The following is a 20,906-nucleotide window of genomic DNA, read 5'->3' as shown; positions in this document are numbered from 1 at the left end:
GGGCTTAAGCCCCTTGTTAAGACGATTGGAGAATCGATTACTAGCGATTTCCGCTTACATTTAGGACATGGCAACAGTCCCCGATTTTTGTCTGATTGGGAAGCTTAGTCACCCATCGAGTCACCCAAATTAGCAATTTCGATCGGGTCGATCGCCTCCGCCGGTTCAAAGCCAAAAACCTTGGCATAAAAATAGAATTCTCCGTCCAGAGCGCGACGGATATTTTCTGCCTTGCGGAATCCGTGCTGCTCCCCTTCAAAGGGCACGTAGGCCACCGGAATTCCCTTTTCCTGAAGCGCATTCACCATCATTTCTGCTTGGTTAGGCGGCACAATTTTATCTTCAAGTCCCTGGAAAAAGGCCACGGGGCAATTGAGCCGATCGATGTGATGAATGGGCGATCGATCAATGTAGATATCCTGGCGCTCCGGGTAGGGGCCAATCAGTCGATCGAGGTAGCGGGCCTCGAACTTGTGGGTATCGCGGGCCAGGGCTTCCAAATCGCTCACGCCGTAGTAGCTGGCTCCGGCCTTGAACTGGTCGCGAAAAGCCAACGCGGCCAGGGTTGTGTAGCCCCCGGCGCTGCCCCCGGCAATGGTCAAGCGATCACCGTCCACCAATCCCCGATCGACCAAATATTGCGCACCATTCACGCAATCATCCACATCCACCAGCCCCCATTGGCCATCCAACCGGCAATGGTAAGCGCGGCCATAGCCCGTGCTGCCGCCATAGTTCACATCCAACACTGCAAAGCCGCGACTCGTCCAATATTGAATCGACAAATTCAAACTACTGGAAGTTTGGGACGTGGGGCCGCCGTGAATCTTGACTTTCAACGGCGGCTTTTCGCCTTCCGGTGCTTGGAAATCACGATTTCTCGGCAAATACAAGAGGGCATAGGCTTCTCGATCGCCCGTGGTGGGAAATGCGATTGATTGCGGTTCCGACAAATAGCCCGAATCAATTTCTAAAGTGCTGCTGGTTTTTAAAACCTCGATCGTTTCCGTTGCCAAATCCAGTCGCACGATCGCTCCTGATTTAACGGCCGAACCACCCCCAAAAATGACAAAATCCTGTGCCACAAAGGGATCAGAAATTGAAGTATAGGGCTGGTTAATGACCGTTAGTTTTTCATCGGCAAGAGCTAATTTTGCCAATTGCCACAGACCATTTTGGGTATAGGCACAAACAAGGGTTTCCGCATCCACAAACCCATAGGTGGTCATCCCAAAAACCCACTGAGGCAAGCCAAATTCTGCCTCCATGGGGCAAAGATGCCGCGCCTGGCCGTCCGATTCCTGGCGATATAAATTCCACCAACCGGAGCGATCGCTCACAAAATACAATTGGCCGTCGGGCGACCAACTGGGCTGAAACACGGATTCTTCGGCCCCGCCGGCCACGATCTGGGAATTTTGCAGGGAGCCATCATCGGCAATCTCCGCCACCCACAGAGTGGTGCTGTCCCAAGGCAAATTGGGATGGTTCCAAGTTAACCAAGCCAACTGCGACCCATCGGGACTGAGGGCCGGCGAGGCGTAAAAGTCCCAACCCGTTGCCAATAGGCTCACCTGTTGCGATCCATCCAGGGCGATCGCCACTAACTCGTTCACTGGCTCCTGATCGGGCTGGCTGTGATCTTCGCGGATGCCAATCACCCGATCGCGCTGGGCATCCACCACAAAATCCGCATAGCGCCAGGGTTGTTCAGGCGTGAGGGCGATCGGCTCCTGGCCCGGCCGGGTGCGATACAGTCGCTGATCGGCAAAGTTCACAAAATAAATCCAGCCCCGATCGACTGTCCAAGCGCCGCCACCATACTCATGCACCCGACTGCGAGCGTTCCAAGGAGCCGCAATCACATCTTGGGTTTGGCCCTCGGGCGATCGGGCCACAATCGCCACACGTCCGCCCTCAGCCGGCCGCGATTCACTCCAATACAACGTTTCGCCTTCCGCACGGCCACCGCCCAGCCCGATCGTTCCCGCCACGATCGCTTCGGAAGTAATCGGCGATTTCCAAGTCCCGTAGGGCGCAATTTGAGGCATAGAACCCACTACAACCAACAATTTCTAAACAATTTCTCATAATCATCCAGCCTTGATCCTGTCGCAAGCAAGGGGAACCGTGACACCTGTGGCGGAGAGTCTTCATCAGTGAAAGCGAATAATAGTGAATAATTATGAAGAATAATCTTAATTAGTTTCAGAGGTTTACCTAACCCTAAACCTGGGCTAGGTTGGAATTTATCCCTTTCTAGTTTTTGCCCTGGATAGCCGATGGATAGTGGACTGATTCTTTCCAATATTCTCAATCCTCCCATTTTGTTCTTTTTCTTGGGAATGTTGGCCGTTTTCTGTAAATCAGATTTGGAAATTCCTGCACCACTGCCCAAGCTATTTTCGCTCTATCTATTGGTGGCGATCGGGTTTAAAGGGGGCTATGAGCTACTAGAAAGCGGTATTACTCAGCAGGTGGCTGGCACGCTGCTCGCTTCGATCGCGATGGCTTCTTTGGTTCCAATTTACACATTTTTTATCTTAAGAATTCGCCTGGATCCACCAAACGCGGCTGCCATTGCGGCCACCTACGGTTCCATCAGCGCCGTGACTTTTATTACGGCTAGTTCTTTTTTGGATCAACTGCACATTAGCTATGGCGGCTACATGGTGGCAGCTTTGGCATTAATGGAATCACCCGCCATTATCATCGGCCTAATTTTGGTGCGAATTTTTGATGCCAAAGATGATAAGGACGATCCCGATCATCCCTTTGCTTGGGGTGAAGTGCTGCGAGAAGCCTTTTTGAATAGCTCTGTGCTGCTGCTGGTGGGCAGCGTGATTATTGGAATGCTGAGCGGCCCCAGCGGTTGGCACAAACTAGAACCCTTTACGCAGGGCATCTTCTATGGTGTGCTGACGTTTTTCCTGATGGATATGGGCATCATTGCCGCCAAACGAATTCGAGATCTGAAAAAAACAGGATTATTTTTAATTGGCTTTTCGGTGATTGTGCCGCTGCTGAATGCGGTGTTGGGGATTGTGATTGCCAAGCTGCTGGGTATCGGTGAAGGCAATGGGCTATTGTTTGCGGTGCTTTGCGCCAGTGCTTCTTATATTGCAGTTCCGGCAGCAATGCGGATGACGGTTCCGGAAGCAAATCCGAGTTTATATGTTTCGATGGCGCTGGCTTTGACGTTCCCATTCAACATTATTGTGGGAATTCCGCTGTATTTAGAACTGGAAAAAATTCTGGGTCTGTAGGGGTGTTTTTGGAGTTCATGGATTGGCTTGTTTGCGAGTAGGTTGATATGCAATTAACAAAACGTGTGGAAATTATTGTTAGCTCTTTGGAGCTAGAGGAAATTTTGGAAATGCTGGATGGCCTGAAATTTCCGGGTTATACGGTAATTCGTGATGCTTCGGGAAAGGGTGATCGGGGAGAGTTCAGCAATGATTTAGGCCGGGAATTTGGCAATTGCTATATTTTGACCACTTGCCAGGATGTGACCCAATTGGATCAGTTGGTGAAGCTAATTCGCCCGATTTTGAAGCGAGTTGGGGGGCTTTGCTTGGTCAGTGATGCGGCTTTGGTGATTCACTAAATTCCGATGCAGCTAGATCCGCTGGATGGGGTCTACCTCCCTGTTTGACCAACTGGATCGAGTCGAAGTTGCTATTGGGCCTGGCTAACTGGATCTATCTATCTAGACGACTTGTATAAATAGACCGATCAGGGGCGCACTAGCAAAGTACCGGTGCATTGGAGTCCTTCCGGTTCGATCGACAAGCTGTTGATGGCCACGTCTTCGCCTAAGGGTAGGCGCACGGAGGATCCTTGGGCGATCGGCTCACCTGCCTGGTTCAGCCACTGGGGATTGCAGAGTTGCAAGGTTTGGGGGTCAACCAATTCCAACCCCAGGCAGAGTTGCACCGGTTGCTGCTCGATCGCCCCTGACAAAATTAATTGCCCCCCGGATAGGGTGGCTTGGGGTTGCTCGAAGGTGACGGGTCGCCCCCAAAGGGCCAACAGCGGAGCCAGGAAGTCCGCCAACGCCGGGGCCAGCAGGGGAGCCGCCAAAGAGGCTGCCAAGTCGGGGGCAAAAAGTTTTAATTCCGCACTGACAGGAATGGGCTGCAGTAGCTTTAGGGGCTTGCCGCGCAGCACTTGCCCCAAATTGACGGCAATATCGGTGGCTTGCAGGTTGAGATGGCTTAGGTGCAAGCCCTGATAGATCACGGATTCGGCGTTGATCTGGGCTTGGGGCAGGCGGCCCGCGAGAATTTCTCGATCGCGTCCATCCAGCCGCACGGTGATTTCAGTAGCGGCTTCCACCTGGGATCGCAGCCAGAGTTTGACCGCTGGCGCAACCAGGGAGGTGATGAGGCGGCTGCCCGTGCTGGAGTTGCTTGGGGCGATCGACTCTTGATTCCCACTACCCATCAACCGAAAACCTCTTGATACACTGGACAGCAATTCTTGCAATTTGTAAACGGTGTGTCCGGCCCTATGTTCCTAGAAGAACTCAAACCCCTTGTTGAAGAAGGCCTCAAACAGCCCGTGAGCTTCTTGGGTGGACTGGCTTCCGGCCTGTTGCGCCTGGATCTGAATCAGGATCCGATTAAGAGCTGGTTGGAGCAACAGTTGGGGAGCGATCGCCCCAATGGCTCCACGGAGTCTGCACCCAGCAGCCCCAGCGGTGGCCCTCAGTCAATCTCGATCGAGTAAATGGTTTCAAGTCAGCGAATTTGAGTCAGTGAATTTGAGTCAGTGAATTTGAGTCAGTGAATTTGAGTCAGTGAATTTGAGTCAGCGCATTCCTGAACCCGTCGTCAACGTCTGCACCTGAGAAGCCAAAGCCCAAGGCTAAATGGGTGGAATCCCGCTGAGGGTTCCTGGGCTATTGGGGATCCTTATCCATCGGGGATCTTTATATAGATAGATAGAGATCCCCGGAGGATCGAGGCTGAGGGCCGGGCGGGAAGCAACGGGGCGATCGCCCACGGCCACCGAGGATCCGGACAATTGGGGGTGAAGGGTCGTCAACGATTGGTAACGATCGCGAAGGGGCAATTTGCCCCCAAATCCAAGCCATTTACCCGCTGCCAACCCCTGACTTACCCCGGATTGCAAAATAAACTCCCAAGTTTACGCCAGTAGTACCCCTTTAGGGCGCTATCATGGTGATGTTCTTTCAGCTCCTTTTGTTTTGAGCGCGATCGCGATCGGGCACAATCTCAATAGACTTGGGGCCTAGCACCGCGTGGGAATTTAGTTTGTGGAACTGTGTCCCAGTCCGCTAACCCAAGTTCTCATGAGACAAATTGAACTGAAGACTTCACGCGCTTGTTTTACCGTTCCGGACTCAAATGACGATTTACGTTGGCAATCTTTCTTACGACGCTACCGAGCAGGATCTCCAAGAAGTTTTCTCGGAGTATGGCGTTGTTAAGCGTATCACCCTGCCGATCGACCGCGAAGTGAACCGAATTCGCGGTTTCGCCTTCATCGATCTTGAAAGCGACCAGGCCGAAGAGCACGCCATCAAAGAACTCGATGGAGCAGAATGGATGGGCCGCCAAATCCGTGCCAATAAGGCTCGTCCTAAGGAGCCTCGCTCCGGTGGTGGCGGTGGGCGCTCGTTTTTCCACAACGCGTTCTAAGTCTTCAAAGATGGAGCGCGGCGGAAAACAGTCTGCCTAGTTCAGAATTGCCCGATCGGGGAACCAAGGTTTTGGTTCCGCTGAAATAGCAATACTCTTCTGGAAAAGGGGTCAGTCTACGAGACTTGGCCCCTTTCGTTTTTGGATATTGCTGGGTCTTGAGCGATTGGTTGGACGATTAAAAGTTTGTTGAATGCTTGCCAGGACACCAACAAACGGGCGCAGCGAACCATTCATCGGTCAATTGCGACGGACTGCAAAGGACTACGACGAACTACGACGAACTAATGAAGTTTCTCTAAAAACACCCCAGCTTTTCGGAAATCGGTTCCTACACTGAAGGCATGACCCCCGGGGGCAATGTTCCGTTGTCGTTCCGTCGTCAGTCACGAGAGGTTCTGAGATGGCTGATGCTGCCAGTGTTGATTCCGCCAGTTATGTCGTGACCCAGGAGCGATCGCTCGATCGAGATTGCACCACGCTGGGTCGCCATGTGCTGCAACAACTGCAAAGTTTTGGCTCCGATGCCCAAGATCTCAGCGCCCTAATGAACCGAATTGCCTTGGCGGGCAAGCTCATCGCTCGCCATCTGAGCCGATCGGGTTTGATGGAAGATGCGCTGGGCTTCACGGGCAGCACCAACGTCCAAGGCGAGGCCGTCAAAAAGATGGATCTCTACGCCAACGATGTTTTTATCTCGGTGTTTAAGCAAAGTGGCTTGGTTTGTCGCTTGGCTTCCGAGGAAATGGAGCGTCCCTATTACATTCCCGAAAATTGCCCGATCGGTCGCTATACCCTGCTCTATGACCCGATCGACGGTTCCTCCAACATTGACATTGATCTCAATGTGGGATCCATCTTCGCCATTCGCCAGCAGGAAGGCAACGACGAGACGGGTGAAGCCGCCGACCTGCTGCAATCGGGTCACAAGCAACTGGCCGCTGGCTACATTCTCTATGGCCCCAGCACCATGCTGGTTTACTCGATCGGGCGCGGAGTCCATGCCTTCACCCTCGATCCCAGCCTTGGAGAATTTATCCTCAGCCACGAAAACCTGAAAATTCCCCCCAGCGGCAAACTCTACAGCGTCAATGAAGGCAACTTTGGCCAATGGGAGCCAGCCACCCAAGCCTGTATTCAATACTTTCGAGAGGTGGGCGGCTATTCCTCCCGCTACAGCGGAGCCTTAGTGGCCGACCTGCACCGCATTCTGTTTCAAGGGGGCGTGTTTCTTTACCCAGGAACCCGCCAAAAACCTCAGGGCAAGCTGCGTTTGCTGTATGAGGCGGCTCCCCTCGCCTTTTTGATTGAGCAAGCGGGTGGTCAGGCCAGCGATGGCCAGAAACCGATCATGGATCTGATTCCCGATCGCCTCCATGCCCGATCGCCCTTGATTATTGGCAGTTCCGAAGAAGTCAACCGAGTGGAATCTTTGCTACAGCGGGGATCGGGCTAACCCCCGACGATCGAGACGAACGGCCCGCAAACACCCTATCCGGGCGATCGATCCTCGGCCTTTTCTCCGCTACCCGTGATCATCGATTTCCCTGCCCAACCCCCTTCCTCATTCAGCCTCGATCTTTAGCCTCGATCGCCCCTTTCAGATCCCACTTCCCCAATGCTGACCTTCCAAGAAAATCCCCTGCGCGTTGGTCTTCAGCAAGAACGCATCCCCGAACCCCAAATCCTGATTATCTTTGGGGCCTCCGGTGACCTCACCCAGCGCAAACTGGTACCCGCCCTCTACCAAATGAAACTAGAGCGGCGACTGCCCCCCGAACTTACCATCGTCGGAGTTGCCCGCCGGGAATGGAGTCACGACTTCTTCCGCGAACACCTGCGCGAAGGCATCGAAGAATTTGGTGGCGGAACCCAAAGCGACGACCTGTGGGAAGACTTCGCCAAAGGCTTGTTCTATTGGCCCGCCAACATTGACGTACCCGAAGACTATCAAACGCTCAAAACCTTCCTCGGAGAGCTGGACGAACTCCGGGGCACTCGGGGCAACCGGGTCTTTTACCTGTCCGTAGCGCCCAAATTTTTTGGGGAAGCTATCCAGCAACTGGGGGCCGCCGGGATGCTCGCCGATCCCGACAAGCAACGTCTCGTGATCGAAAAACCCTTTGGTCGCGACTTTGCCACCGCCCAACAGCTCAACCGCGTCGTGCAGGCCGTCTGCTCCGAAAAACAGGTTTATCGGATTGACCACTACCTCGGCAAAGAAACCGTTCAAAACCTGTTGGTGTTTCGATTTGCCAACGCCATCTTTGAACCCCTCTGGAACCGGCAGTTTGTGGACTGTGTGCAAATCACTGTGGCGGAAACTGTGGGGCTGGAGGGACGCGCCGGATACTACGAAACTTCCGGGGCCCTGCGGGATATGGTGCAAAACCACCTAATGCAACTGTTTTGCCTCACGGCCATGGAGCCGCCCAACTCCCTTGATGCGGACAGCATCCGTAACGAAAAGGTGAAAGTGCTGCAAGCAACCCGGCTTGCAGACCTGAAAAATTTGGATCTCTGTGCCGTTCGGGGCCAATACAGTCGTGGTTGGATGCGTGGCAAGCCGGTTCCGGGCTACCGCGAAGAGGACGGGGCCAGCCCCACGTCCACTACTCCCACCTATGCGGCCCTCAAGCTATGCATTGATAACTGGCGCTGGAAAGGTGTGCCCTTTTATTTGCGCACGGGCAAACGGATGCCGAAAAAGGTGACTGAGGTGGCCATTCAATTCAAGGAAGTGCCGCTGTTGATGTTTCCGTCGGCGGCGCGCCAAACCAACCCAAATGTGTTGGCCATGCGGATTCAGCCGAATGAAGGGATCTCGATGCGTTTTGAGGTGAAAATGCCGGGTGCATCCTTGAAGACGCGATCGGTCGATATGGATTTCCGCTATGAAAGTGCCTTTGGCCAATCCCAAGGCGAGGCCTATGGTCGTCTGCTGATGGACTGTATGTTGGGCGATCAGTCCCTGTTTACACGAGATGACGAAGTGGAGGCTTCTTGGCGGGCCCTCACGCCGGTTTTGGAGTTGTGGGATGCGCCTGCGCGACCGGAAGCGATTCCGCTCTATGAAGCGGGGACTTGGGAACCGGTGGAGGCGGAGTTATTACTGGAGCGTGATGGTCGGCACTGGCGACGACTCTAGGCAGAACGCGAGGTTACCGAAATCAGGTGTTGCAACTCGGCAATTCGGAAATCAGGCGTTGAATGACGGTTCAACGCTCTCAAGCAGATTCCTCAAGCAGATTCCTCAACCAGATCTTTCAATCAGATCCCTCAGCAGGCAAACCATGACCACAACCATCACACTCCAAACCCCCAAGGATATTTCGCTCGGGGAAATTGAGGCAGAGTTAAACAAAATTTGGCTGAGTCAGGGATCCGGCGATGCGGCGATCGCCACAAGAGCTGCCACGTTCTGCATGGTGGTTTATGAGCCGGAGGAGTTTCAGCAATTGTTGGGTTCCCTGGGGTTTTATAAGGGGGCGATCGATGGGTTGCATGGCCCCGACACCCGTAATGCCATCAAGTTGGCCCAGTCGGCCTATGGGTTTCGGGCGACCGGGCGCGTGGACATGGACACCCTGCGGGCTTTGCGCGAAGACCACGTGAGCTTTGGGCAAACGCGCTCCCCCAATTTAGATTTGCGCGGGGCCACTGTGAGCGACGCGATCGCGGCGCAAAATCCTTCTCGGATTATTGCCCTTTGTCCCACCCTGGGGCCCGATGAAGGGGTAACTGCCCAAGTGTCCGCCTATTGCCCCGTGCAAAAGAGCAAGAGTCGGAATTTGGTTTGCTGCGAATACATCACGCTGCGCGGAACCAAGGAGGCCCTGGAGCGGGTTTCCGATTTGGTGGTGTCGTTGTTGATTCCTGATTTGCCGAAGTTTGCCTGGTGGAAGGCCACGCCCAATCCTGAGCAGGGCCTGTTCCAAGCGCTGTCGGAAACGGCCAATTGCCTGATTTTGGATTCGTCTTACTTCAGCGATCCCGAGGCGGAATTTTTGAAAATTCAGTCGCTGATTGATCAGGAAACCTACATTGCTGATTTGAATTGGCACCGGTTGTCCCTCTGGCAGGAGTTGACGGCGGCTTCGTTTGATCCTCCGGAGCGGCGGATGTGGCTGGGAGAGGTCGATCGAATCTCGATCGATTACGAAAAAGGCAGCGCGGCTCAAGCGTTGATGTTCCTCGGGTGGTTTGCGAGCCGCCTGGGGTGGGAGCCGATCGCCTATCGGGCCACGGGCGGTGACTATGACTTGGTATATGTGGATTTTGAACGCGGTGACGGGCGATCGATCCAAGCAGAATTAGCCGCCATTCCCACGGCCGATGTGGGTGAAATTCCGGGGGATTTGATTGGGCTGCGTTTGGCTTCCACCAATCCCAATGCTGACTGTGCCACGATTCTTTGTTCAGAAATGACGGGCTGTATGCGGATGGAGGCGGGGGGCAGTGCCCAATCGGCCCGCACCGAGCAGGTGACGGCTTTGCCCGACCAAAAGGCAGAATTGCTGATGGCACAACAGCTTCAGCGTTGGGGACGGGAGGTGCTGTATGAAGAAAGCATGGCCGTCACCATCAAAATTCTGCAATTGCGGTAGCCCAGAAAAGACCGACCAATGATCAACCAACGATCGACCAATGATCGATTCACGGTCGCCTAGCGGTGGCCTAACAGTCGCCGGTTTGTTCGCAAGCGCCGATGCTGACCCAGTTGCTGGAACCATCGGCCCAAAATTCTTTTTTCCAAATGGGGGCGTTGTGCTTCAGTTGGTCGATTGCGTAGCGGCAGGCCTCGAAAGCTTCCGATCGATGGGGAGACCCGATCGCCACCAGCACGCTGATTTCGCCAATTTTTAGCTTGCCGATTCGATGGTGAATCACCACCCGATTCACCACGGGCCAGCGCTGGCGAATCTGGGCGGCAATTTGCTGAAAGATGACGATCGCCATGGGTTCGTAGGCTTGATAATCCAGGGCCACCACGGGTTTGCCGTCTGTTTCTTGGCGCACAGTGCCATTCATCACCACGATCGCGCCGTTGGCCGGGTCATCGGCCAAGCGATATACCGCGTCCAGCGAGAGGGGCGCAAAGGTAATGGCGAAGGAGTCGCGTGAGTCGGCCAGGGGCGCGGCTTTGGCAAGGGGAGACGGCACGGACAACATGGCTCTGATCAGGCTCGATCGGGAACGGCGACTCCTGCTATCCTAACGCCTGGCCTTGGACGATCGACACCAATGGCGAGATGGAATCCTGGAACACATCCATCAGCCGCTCTTAGGTTGCGGTTAGCCTGAGCTTGAAGTCAGCTTTAAACTGGCTTAACCGGCGCTTGAGCTGGCTGTGTCCTCGAAGCGATCGATGATCCCGCCGCCCAGCAACACTTCACCCCGATACCAAACGGCCGCTTGACCCGGCGTGACGCTGAATTGTGGCTCATCAAACACCAGCTTCACCCGATTGCCCCCCTCTAAGGGCACGATCGTGACCGGCACGGCGGGCGATCGATAGCGAATTTGCACCTCCGCGTGAATTGGGGTGCGGGGCGGGGCGATCGACACCCAATTCACACGGCTGACCGTGCAACTGGGGCGGGTGGCTCGATCGCGCGTGGCCACCACCACTCGATTTCGCATTGCGTCTAGCGCCACCACGTAGAGCGGCTCCGGCGCTGAGATGCCAATGCCCTTGCGCTGCCCGATCGTGTAGTGATGAATACCTTCGTGTTGACCCAACACCTTGCCATCGAGATCCACAATCTCGCCCGCTTTGGGGGTGATGTACTTGTCGAGGAAGGCCTGCATGGAACCATGGGCCTCAATCAGGCACAGGTCTTGGCTTTCGGGCTTGTCGGCCACATGCAGCCCAAACTTGCGAGCAAACTCCCGGGTTTGGGCCTTGTCATATTCCCCCAAGGGAAAAAGCACCGCGCCCAACACATCCTGATCCAGGTCGTAGAGGAAATAGGATTGATCCTTGTTGCGATCGAGCGCCCGCAGCAACTGATAGCGCCCTTGATCCGGGTCGTAGTCCGTGCGGGCATAGTGACCGGTGGCAATGCGATCGGCTCCCAACTCCTCGCGGGCGTAGCGCAGCATGGGGCCAAACTTCACCGCCTTGTTGCATTGGGAACAGGGCAGCGGTGTGGTGCCGCTTTGGTAGCCATCCACCAAATAATCGATGATGTAGCTTTCAAAGGTGTCGCGAATATCCACCACGTGGTGGGTAATGCCCAATTTTTCGCAGAGTTGGGCCGCGTCCACCATGCCTTCCGAGCAGCATTGGCCCTTGCCGCGCATCAACCAAAGGGTGACACCCAGGACTTCAAACCCCTGCTCTTTCAGCAACACGGCCGTGGTTGAACTATCGACTCCACCGGACAAACCGACGGCGACTTTGGAATGGAGGGTGGCGTTGCTCATGGCGCGACGAAAGCTGACCCAAGGGGTGTTTTCAACGGGGCGTTTCCTATGATATGGGCGATCGCGGATCTTGCGGATCCAGACCGACTCCAAAAAAATGGCGAATTCCGGACGAATTTTCCTGGCTGTAGCGGTCTGGTTGCCTGGCAATTGCTGGCGTTAGGGGGCAACTTCCACGCCCGATCGGGCCCGATAAACCGCCTGCACGTTGTACCAGTTCAGAAAGACCCGAGCCACCTCCAGGGCCAGTTGCGGCCGACCCCGATCGATCAACCACTGCAACAGGGGGCGAAGCGTGCGCTCGTTTAAGCGGCCGCCCAAAGACAGCAACCCCCACAGGGCCACATGCAGCCAGGTCATTTGAATCATCAAGCGTACATTCCAGGTGGGGTGCTTGCGATAAAACTCAATGCCCATTCGGCCCCGTTCCATTTCCCGCCGAATCAGTCCCGGAATCTCATCGAGGCTGAAGGGAGGATGCCAGTGATAGCCCACGGCTTCCGGACAGGGAATGAGGCGCACGCCCAAAGCCTTCAGCCGCACCCCCAATTCCAAGTCTTCCCAGCCATAGAGGGTAAAGCGCTCATCAAAGGCCCCCGCGCGATCGAGCCAATGTTTTGCAATTGCCACATTTCCCGTCGCAAAAAACGCACGGGAAAGATCCGTGATCTTGAAGGGTTCGGCGGTGGGATCGTCAAAATTGCAAGTATTCACCACCCGCCCGTAGGTGAAATAGGCATCACTACCCGATCGGGTCTGAGCCGCCGCCAGTGCTTGGGCATGGCACTGCAAAAAATCCTCCAGCACCACCAAATCGCTGTCAATGAAGACGATTGTGTCTCCCTTGGCCGCCCGCAAGCCCCGGTTCCGGGCCGCAGCGGGCCCACCATGATCCTGCTCAATTAAGCGCACATGGGGCAGGCGATCGCAAGACTCCGACAGCCAAGTCACTGTGCCATCCGCCGAGCCATCATCCACCACCACGATTTCATAGCCCTCGATCAGGTCGAGGCCATGCCACCGTTGATGCTCCATGGCCAGCAGGCACTTTTGGAGAATGGGCAAGCGATTATAAGTCGGGATGATGACACTAATAAACACAGGTGGGGGCAAGACCGGGATCTATGGTTGATTGCTTTCTAAGATTGATTGTAGAGGGGGTGCTTAGAGAGGGGGCAATTCTGGAGGAGAAGGTTGGAGTTCAACGATTGCCCAAGGATTCCATCATCCGCCACCAACGCCCCAAGGGCCAGGACACCACCGGCGACCACAAACTGCTGAGAATCGCAGAACAGAGCGTGACCTTCTGATGCAGCGCCCACACATCGCCCGCATCACGACCGTAGAGATAGGCAAATTGGGCCGCCATCGTGGTTTCCGAAACCGCCACCAAAACAAAGGTGGTTAGGGGAATCATCACCCAGGCCGTGGTGGTGGCGCGTTGGTGAATGCGAGCCGTCAGCAGGGCCACCAGGGCTAACCCCCAAACATGGCTGGGCCAAAACTCCGTCATCCCATCCTGAAGCAGGCCCGCCACCACGCCGCCGAAAATGGCGACCCACCAGGGGCGACCCACACTCCAGCTCACGACCCAAATTAGGGGCCAGTCAACGCCCACCCCCAGCAGTTCCAGACCGGGTAACCGAAGCGGCGTAAGGGCGGTGCAGAGCAACAATGAGCCGGCCGAAACGGCAACGTTAATTGCCACCTGCGCCAGCACAGGGTAGCGATCGAGAATATCGCGTAGTTGGGGTTTTTGCTTGATTCCGTTCAAGGCCTAGACGGCAACCATGCCGATCGAATCAATGGTGGGCTAGTCAAGAGTGGGTTAGTTGGCAGATGCGCGGGGCGTTGCGGTCGGTTTGGGCGCTGGGTTGGTTCCGGAATTGGGCGTGGTGTTGGGGTTCTCCGATCCGCTAGGCGTTGTGGGGGCGGGTTCCTGGAACTGCTGAAAGAGTTCTGGGTTATGGGGCAAGACAGTCACCCATTCCAACGTGCTCAGGGGAGCGGATAGCTCCACCACCGCTTCCGGAGCGAGAGATTTCTTGGTGTCGATCGCGACGATGCGCCCGATCGGCAAGCCCGCTGGGAAGAATTGACTGTAGGCAGAGGTGACGATCGCGTCGCCTGGTTTCACATCGGGCAACTTGTCAAAAAATTCCACCGTTGCCGTGCGATCGCTCTTGCCCCGAAGGTAACCCATATAGCGCGATCGGGTCACCGAGATGCCAATGCGGCTGCCGGGGTCACTGATCAATAGCACCCGACTGGTGTGGGGAGTCACGGCGGTGACACGGCCCACCACGCCCCCGGGAGCCATGACGATCGCCCCCTGTTGAATGCCATCGGCTGTGCCGCGGCCCAAGGTAATTTGTTGCCACCAGCGATCGGCACTGCGGCCAATGACCGGCGATGCAATGCCCTCAACGGGCAGGGTTTTACGGTAATTCAGCAGGGTTTGCAACTGAGCATTGCGGCTCTCCACCTCCTCAAGCCGCTGCTGAAGTTCACGGACTCGGGCATCCGCGAGGTCACTTTGAGAAGGTGCTCCCAGGTGCAGGGGCAACGTCAAGGCACGGTAGGCTTCCACCAAAAAACCGGCCCGGCTCTGTCGCACACCAAGGGCTAAGCCCAGTGCAGCGACGGCTAGGACTGCCTTTAGCCAATTGCGCCCCCACCATCGTCGAACGTCATACACGACCAGCGCTCCGTTCTAGAAATTGAGTGGCTTGCTTGCCCACGAAAGTTGCTGATTAATCCTGAAATTAAGGGGTTTGTTGGCGGGTTGGCTCCAGGACTTGCGGTGATGCATTCCGGGCTATTCCCGTCTAACCAAGATGGGCGACCCGTGATTGGCCATGACGAACGGTGGTTGGTAAGGGCCAATCGATACCGGTTAAGGAAACGGTGAATCGGGGTCAGCCAAGATCAGTGCAGTGCAGGCTGAGCAATGCAAGCTGAACAACACAAGCTGGGCAGTGCAGGCTCAGGCTGAATGCAAACCGAACTCAAACGATGCAACGCAGAGGCAAGCTATGCAACGCAGGCTTGAACTGCACCTCCACCTTAGCGGAGGTCAACTGCTTCAGTCGGTCTTAGAGATTACGCGAGCTGCCACTAAAGACCCGCTCTAATTGTTTGAAGTTTTCGAGAACGCGACCGGTACCCAACACCACACAGCTCAGCGGATCGGGAGCCACGTGAACCACGATGCCCGTTTCATGGCTGATCAGGGTGTCTAGGCCCTTGAGCAACGCGCCGCCGCCCGCCAGCATAATTCCCCGATCGATGATGTCTGAAGCCAATTCCGGCGGGGTTCGTTCCAAAGTCCGCTTCACGGCTTCCACAATCACCGACAGTGGCTCTGACATGCTTTCGCGCACTTCGCCCTGTTTAACGGCAACGGTGCAAGGCAGACCGGACAGGAGGTGCAGCCCGCGCACTTCCAACACCACGTCATCTTCGTTGCTGGGGTAAGCAGAGCCAATTTGGATTTTGACTTCTTCCGCCGTCCGTTCCCCAATAACGAGGTTGTGGACTTTTTTCATGTATTGGGTGATGGATTCGCTGAGTTCATCGCCCGCCACGCGCACGGATTCGCTCAACACCGTCCCCTGCAAGCTGAGAACGGCAACTTCGGTTGTGCCGCCGCCGATGTCTACGATCATGTTGCCGGTGGGTTCCGCCACGGGCAGACCGGCCCCGATCGCCGCTGCGACCGGTTCATCAATCAAATAAACGTCTCTGGCTCCGGCTTGATGTGCCGCTTCCATGACGGCTCGCCGCTCCACGCCGGTTACGCCGCTCGGAATTCCGATCACGATCCGGGGTGGCACCAGGGCTTTGCCTTCGTTGACGCGCCGAATGAAGTGCTTCAGCATCAACTCTGCTGTGTCGAAGTCGGCGATTACCCCGTCACGCAGGGGCCGCAGGGCCATGACGTTGCCGGGCGTTCGACCCAACATCTTTTTGGCATCTTCGCCAACCGCTAGGGGGACTCGCTTGTCTTGATCGATCGCCACGACGGACGGCTCTTGGAGCACGATGCCCTTGCCGGACACATACACCAAGGTATTGGCCGTCCCGAGGTCGATGCCCATATCCCGAGACAAGGAGAAGCCATTAAAAAGACCCACGTTTTAAGCCCCCACAAGGTCAGGAACTGAAGTTGCTTCGCCAAAAATGACTGTACCGGTGACAGTCGAGCTGGATTCTATTACGTTTTGTACCAGCCGTCTATCCCTGAGTTGGGCGATCGCCCGGGCGGTTGAAACCCTCCTCTCAGTTGCAGGCAGGCTATTTAAAAGAAGCGATGGCATGGTGTGTAGCGATCAGTGGCGATCCGGTAGGTTATGCGCTGGATTCTCTGGATCTTTCCAAGGAGTACCGGGGTTAATCCTGACGGATTTGCAACCAGCTTTCCTGAAGATTTGGGCTTGAGATGTCGGTTTGCCTGGGGATTTGGGAGGAGATTTTGACCGTGAGTCCCTAGGTTTACAAGGAATTGGAAAACAGGCAAATTGACAGGGCGTTGGAAAAAACCGGCTCAGGCAGAGATTGGAATGGAATGAGGAGATGGCTGCCGAATCTGGACTGGTCTTGCCACCAGTCTAGCGCTGATTAGTCCTCCGTCTGGAAACGGGGGGCAATGCAAGCATCCGGCAGCAGCAGCATTGCGTCTCCAAAAGAATAGAACCGGTAGCGATCGGGGTAGGGATCCGCTGGCGCATCCAAGGCAGCCTGATATAGCTCCAAGAGACGGGCCCGTCCCACAAAAGCCCCCACCAGCATCATCAAGCTCGATCGGGGTAAGTGGAAATTGGTGATCAGGCCGTCTACAACCCGCCATTGGTAGCCGGGATAAATGAACAGATCCGTTTTGCCGCAAAACGCTTCCACTTGGCCATGGCGTGCTGCGGACTCTAGGGTTCGCACCGCCGTTGTGCCCACCGCAAACACTCGGCCGCCATTGGCCCGAGTCGTCCGAATTTTTTCGGCCACCTCCTCGGACAGCAGGGCCCATTCCTCATGCATTTTGTGGGCGGTAATATCTGGGCTGGCCACGGGCCGAAACGTTCCCACGCCCACATGCAGCGTCACGAAAGCCCGTCCCACACCAGCGGCACTCAGGCGATCGAGTAATTCTGGGGTGAAGTGCAAGCCGGCCGTGGGAGCCGCCGCCGAACCGGGATCGCGAGCATAAACTGTTTGGTAGCGATCGGGCGGGGCCGCCGAATCGGTAATGTAGGGCGGCAGTGGCATTTCGCCCCAAGCATCCAGAATTTCCAGCAGAGAGTTGGCCCCTGGCGGTAACTGGAACCGTAGCAGGCGGCCCCCCGTGTTCCGGTCAACGGCCACCACTTCGGCCGACAGTTTGGCGACTGTCGGAGTTGCTGTCGGAGTTGCTGTCGGAGCTGTTGTCGGATTCGTTTGTGCCATGCCGGGCGGTGGGTCAAATTCAATTTGGGTTCCCACCAGCAGTCGCTTGCCGGGCCGCACCAGGGCCAGCCAGCTATCGGGCGATCGCGCTTCTAGCAACAGCACTTCCACCGCCGCTCCGCTGGCCTTGTGGCCATGGAGCCGAGCTGGAATCACAGAAGAATCATTCATCACCAACAGATCGCCGGGTCTTAAGAATTCCGGCAAATCGCGAAACTGTCGGTGAACAATCTCGTGGGGCGAGGTGGCCACCAGCAATCGCGATCGATCGCGGGGTTCTCGCGGATTTTGGGCAATTCGATCATTGGGTAGCTCGTAGTGATAGCCGTCCAGCGATCGATCTGGGGCGTTGATGTATCCCATAAAAAGGGAATAGTCACGTTTTGTAAGAATCGCTTAAGATTTTAAGTCAAGAAACGTAAATCTTGAGAGAATATTAAGTGTATCGATCGCTTGGAAATCCAAGCTCGGGCCATGGAATACCTCTACCGCTTCGCCAACGCCAGTCTAACGCTCCGAGCGATCGAGCATGTCAGTACCTCCTGGCGCTCCTCTCTGCAATTTGTCACCGTTCTCCATCAGATTGATGGATGGATTTTGCGTCTCAAGTTGTTTTCGCCGCTCATTTCCAAAGCCCATCTCGATTTGCAAGCCTTTTTGCAAGAATTAGGCTCGCCTTACTTGCCCTCGCCACAGCTCAAAGTTGTGCTCTGGAGCCTTGAATTGGGTCAATCTCCCATTTCCGTGATGGAGCGCCATCAAGTGGCCGTCATTTCCCATGGTCGCCCGGACAAGGAAGAAATAGAGGAATTCTGCAAGCAATTTATTGCTGGTTTGGGCTACTGTCCTGCAACCCTCGCTTGATGAAGAGGCTATTGCCTTTTCTGTCAGGGTCAAAGCGGCTGATGTTTCTTGAAGCTCAAACCTGAAGTCCAGCCACTTTGCTCTCTGATTTTTAGGTTCAGGAATTGTGGTCTTTACTCTCTGAATGATTCCTAAGAATCAGGAAAGTTGGGACAAATTCCGAAACTTCCAAAAAAAATTGATCAATCAATAAATAGTGGAGATGAATAATTATCATGGGCGATCACAACGATCCCTAGGGATAGTAGCTGTTGCAATCCCTACGATAACTGTCTGAAAGATCAACACCAAATTCTGAAGAGTATCTTGATGAAGATTCTTATCAAGATCACTTACTAAATAATAAAACAACTTAATTATTGTCTTGATTGTTTTTGAAAATTGACTAACTTGATTGAATTCATGATTAAAACTTGACTACCAGAACTCATAAAAATCTATGAAAGTAAATTTGTAAAAATCAAATCAAAATAAATTAAAATGATTGAATTTAAATAATTAAATCAAGGCAAAGATCAAGCAAGAGAAACGAAAAAATACCTAAAAATCTTTAATAAACATCTGAAAAACCTTAAAAATTAATTTTAACCTGAGACAAAATTTGATCGCGATTTGCACAAACAGGGGCTAATTGCTCGAGAATTGCCGGTTTTGCGCGGTTCCAAGCAAGACAGACCATTAGACTAGAGAAGCAAACCTTACGGATTGGGCGTTGGAGCGATCACCCTGCGTGATTGTCCATTGTGATTGTGCATTGCGGTCACCCATGGGCCGCGATCGCTCCGAAATTGGTCGCCCGATCGGGTCTTCTGCAACCGCCACCCAACTCGACTTGACCGCGATCCATGCAAAGCCTTGAAACGAAAACCTCATCAAACCCAGCGCTCTATAGTCTCGCGGACTGGCAGCGGGGCTATGAATCTCAACCCCAAGAGTTTGAGACCTGGATTGATGACATTGAAGGGAAAATTCCCGACAACCTTACCGGCACGCTGTTTCGCAATGGACCCGGCCTGCTGGATGTGGCCGGCGAGCCGATCGGACATCCCTTTGACGGGGATGGGATGATTTGCCAAATTACCTTCCAAAATGGTCGGGCCCATTTTCGCAATCGGTTTGTGCGCACCGAGGGCTATTTGGCCGAGCAGGCAGCCGGCAAAATCCTCTATCGCGGCGTGTTTGGCACGCAAAAGGCCGGCGGTTGGCTGGCGAATTTGTTGGATCTGAAGATTAAAAATATTGCCAATACCCATGTGATGTATTGGGCCGATCGACTCTGGGCCCTGTGGGAAGCGGCCGAACCCCACCGCTTGGATCCGGAAACCCTGGAGACGATCGGGCTGGATTCGATCGATGGACTGCTGAAGCCCGGCGATGCCTTCGCTGCCCATGCCCGCATTGATCCTGGTACGGTTCCCGGCGCGGCCGAAACAGCCACCGGAGCCAACCGCTGGGCCATGAGTCCCAACTCGGCGGGCGATCGGCGCTTCGTGAACTTTGCCGTGAAGCCCGGCCTTTCCACCAACATCACGATCTATGAATTAGACGAAGCGGGAAAACTCGCCAGCCGCCAAACCCGCAGCGTGCCGGGATTTGCCTTTTTGCATGATTTTGCCATCACTCCCCATTGGTGCATCTTTTTCCAAAATCCCGTCAAATTCAATCCGCTGCCTTTCATGCTGGGATTCAAAGGGGCGGGGCAATGCCTGGAATTTGACCCCAAACAACCCACTCGGGCCCTGCTGATTCCTCGGGATCCGAGCCAGGCGGTGCGCGTGCTGGATGTGCCGCCTTGCTTTGTGTTTCACCACGGCAACGCCTTTGAAAGCCCCGATGGTCAACAAATCACGATCGATTCCGTTTGCTATGACTCGTTCCCAACCTTGGAACCGGGCGCAGACTTTCGATCGGTTGATTTTGGCAGCCTGCCGGAAGGGCAACTTTGGCGATTTGAAATGGACTTGACCACCGATCGGGTGCGATCGCACTGCATCGAAAGCCGCTGCTGTGAATTTCCCAGTTTGCACCCCAATGCCGTGGGCCATGAACATCGCTATCTATACATCGGGGCAGCCCGATCGCCCCAAGGCAACGCGCCCCTGCAAGCGGTGTTGAAATTGGATTTGCAAACGGGCGATCGGGCCCTGTTTGACCTGGGCGCGCGGGTTTTTGGCGGTGAACCTCTGTTCGTTCCCAATCCTCAAGCCACCCAAGAGGATGATGGTTGGGTGTTGCTGCTGGCCTACAACGCCGAGCGCCACGCCTCCGATCTGATCATCCTGGCCGCTCAGGATCTGTCCCTGGTGGCTCGTTTGAAACTCAAGCACCATGTTCCTTATGGTCTGCATGGCAGCTTTGTGCCCCAGGTGTTTGGCATCGCAGACTAGAGATCGCAAATCTAGAAATTGCAGATCTAGAAATCGCAAATCTAGAAATCGCAAATCTAGAAATTGCAGATCTAGAAATTGCAGATCAGAGCCGGGAAGACCCGATCAACTGGGCTGAACC

Annotated in this window: 18 protein-coding genes; 9 read left to right on the top strand and 9 right to left on the bottom strand. The window is 54.9% G+C overall.

Translation table 11 applies throughout. From position 1 onward, the window contains the following. Nucleotides 1–104 precede the first annotated feature (104 nt). Nucleotides 105–2,051, bottom strand: a complete 1,947-nt coding sequence (locus VPK24_RS06780; protein WP_393011574.1) for a prolyl oligopeptidase family serine peptidase — start codon at nucleotides 2,049–2,051, stop codon at nucleotides 105–107. A 231-nt stretch (nucleotides 2,052–2,282) separates the two neighbouring features. On the opposite strand from VPK24_RS06780, the gene VPK24_RS06775 reads away from it, so the two are divergent. After that, nucleotides 2,283–3,266, top strand: coding sequence for a sodium-dependent bicarbonate transport family permease (locus VPK24_RS06775; RefSeq protein WP_393011572.1), 984 nt, complete (start codon nucleotides 2,283–2,285; stop codon nucleotides 3,264–3,266). Between the two features lie 47 nt (nucleotides 3,267–3,313). Next, nucleotides 3,314–3,607, top strand: a complete 294-nt coding sequence (locus VPK24_RS06770) for a P-II family nitrogen regulator (protein ID WP_393011570.1) — start codon at nucleotides 3,314–3,316, stop codon at nucleotides 3,605–3,607. A gap of 128 nt (nucleotides 3,608–3,735) precedes the next feature. Here the strand turns inward: VPK24_RS06770 and VPK24_RS06765 are convergent, their stop codons facing one another. Continuing rightward, a complete protein-coding gene (locus tag VPK24_RS06765) occupies nucleotides 3,736–4,446 on the bottom strand; it encodes an LmeA family phospholipid-binding protein (protein WP_393011568.1) in 711 nt (236 codons plus the stop codon). A 36-nt stretch (nucleotides 4,447–4,482) separates the two neighbouring features. On the opposite strand from VPK24_RS06765, the gene VPK24_RS06760 reads away from it, so the two are divergent. The 5 genes from VPK24_RS06760 (at nucleotide 4,483) to opcA (ending at nucleotide 10,273) form a co-directional block, all read left to right on the top strand. Beyond that, a complete protein-coding gene (locus VPK24_RS06760; protein WP_304441465.1) occupies nucleotides 4,483–4,731 on the top strand; it encodes a hypothetical protein in 249 nt (82 codons plus the stop codon). A gap of 641 nt (nucleotides 4,732–5,372) precedes the next feature. Beyond that, a complete protein-coding gene (locus tag VPK24_RS06755; protein ID WP_099533340.1) occupies nucleotides 5,373–5,666 on the top strand; it encodes an RNA recognition motif domain-containing protein in 294 nt (97 codons plus the stop codon). A 403-nt stretch (nucleotides 5,667–6,069) separates the two neighbouring features. After that, on the top strand, nucleotides 6,070–7,122 hold the full coding sequence (fbp, locus tag VPK24_RS06750; RefSeq protein WP_393011565.1) for a class 1 fructose-bisphosphatase: 1,053 nt from the start codon (nucleotides 6,070–6,072) through the stop codon (nucleotides 7,120–7,122). A 162-nt stretch (nucleotides 7,123–7,284) separates the two neighbouring features. After that, nucleotides 7,285–8,814, top strand: a complete 1,530-nt coding sequence (zwf, locus tag VPK24_RS06745; protein WP_190525995.1) for a glucose-6-phosphate dehydrogenase — start codon at nucleotides 7,285–7,287, stop codon at nucleotides 8,812–8,814. A gap of 145 nt (nucleotides 8,815–8,959) precedes the next feature. Next, nucleotides 8,960–10,273 carry a glucose-6-phosphate dehydrogenase assembly protein OpcA gene (opcA, locus tag VPK24_RS06740; RefSeq protein WP_190525997.1) on the top strand — a complete coding sequence of 438 codons (1,314 nt, stop codon included), beginning with the start codon at nucleotides 8,960–8,962 and terminating at the stop codon, nucleotides 10,271–10,273. A gap of 70 nt (nucleotides 10,274–10,343) precedes the next feature. On the opposite strand, the gene VPK24_RS06735 is transcribed toward opcA, so the two are convergent. From VPK24_RS06735 to queA, 7 genes are all read right to left on the bottom strand, one after another. After that, nucleotides 10,344–10,838 (bottom strand): molybdenum cofactor biosynthesis protein MoaE, encoded by a 495-nt coding sequence (locus VPK24_RS06735; RefSeq protein WP_099533336.1) that lies wholly within the window; start codon nucleotides 10,836–10,838, stop codon nucleotides 10,344–10,346. A 156-nt stretch (nucleotides 10,839–10,994) separates the two neighbouring features. Continuing rightward, nucleotides 10,995–12,095, bottom strand: a complete 1,101-nt coding sequence (gene mnmA, locus VPK24_RS06730) for a tRNA 2-thiouridine(34) synthase MnmA (RefSeq protein WP_393011562.1) — start codon at nucleotides 12,093–12,095, stop codon at nucleotides 10,995–10,997. Between the two features lie 159 nt (nucleotides 12,096–12,254). Then, nucleotides 12,255–13,196, bottom strand: a complete 942-nt coding sequence (locus VPK24_RS06725; protein ID WP_393011560.1) for a glycosyltransferase family 2 protein — start codon at nucleotides 13,194–13,196, stop codon at nucleotides 12,255–12,257. Nucleotides 13,197–13,296: 100 nt separating this feature from the next. Continuing rightward, nucleotides 13,297–13,869, bottom strand: coding sequence for a rod shape-determining protein MreD (gene mreD / locus VPK24_RS06720; protein WP_393011558.1), 573 nt, complete (start codon nucleotides 13,867–13,869; stop codon nucleotides 13,297–13,299). A 54-nt stretch (nucleotides 13,870–13,923) separates the two neighbouring features. Further along, on the bottom strand, nucleotides 13,924–14,793 hold the full coding sequence (gene mreC / locus VPK24_RS06715) for a rod shape-determining protein MreC (protein WP_393011556.1): 870 nt from the start codon (nucleotides 14,791–14,793) through the stop codon (nucleotides 13,924–13,926). A gap of 397 nt (nucleotides 14,794–15,190) precedes the next feature. Next, a complete protein-coding gene (locus VPK24_RS06710) occupies nucleotides 15,191–16,195 on the bottom strand; it encodes a rod shape-determining protein (RefSeq protein WP_099533332.1) in 1,005 nt (334 codons plus the stop codon). 520 nt (nucleotides 16,196–16,715) lie between these two features. Then, complete coding sequence (queA, locus tag VPK24_RS06705) at nucleotides 16,716–17,897, bottom strand: tRNA preQ1(34) S-adenosylmethionine ribosyltransferase-isomerase QueA (protein WP_393011554.1); 1,182 nt, start codon at nucleotides 17,895–17,897, stop codon at nucleotides 16,716–16,718. 111 nt (nucleotides 17,898–18,008) lie between these two features. Between queA and VPK24_RS06700 the strand changes: the two genes are divergently transcribed. Continuing rightward, nucleotides 18,009–18,398, top strand: coding sequence for a hypothetical protein (locus VPK24_RS06700; protein ID WP_099533415.1), 390 nt, complete (start codon nucleotides 18,009–18,011; stop codon nucleotides 18,396–18,398). Between the two features lie 845 nt (nucleotides 18,399–19,243). After that, a complete protein-coding gene (locus VPK24_RS06695) occupies nucleotides 19,244–20,785 on the top strand; it encodes a carotenoid oxygenase family protein (RefSeq protein WP_393011552.1) in 1,542 nt (513 codons plus the stop codon). Nucleotides 20,786–20,906 lie beyond the last annotated feature (121 nt).

Origin of the sequence: Limnothrix redekei LRLZ20PSL1 (assembly GCF_043235035.1) — a bacterium.
In the GTDB taxonomy this organism is placed as follows: Bacteria; Cyanobacteriota; Cyanobacteriia; order CACIAM-69d; family CACIAM-69d; genus CACIAM-69d.
Note: the sequence above shows the minus strand (reverse complement) of the source record. Positions and strands in the feature narration are given on the sequence as shown.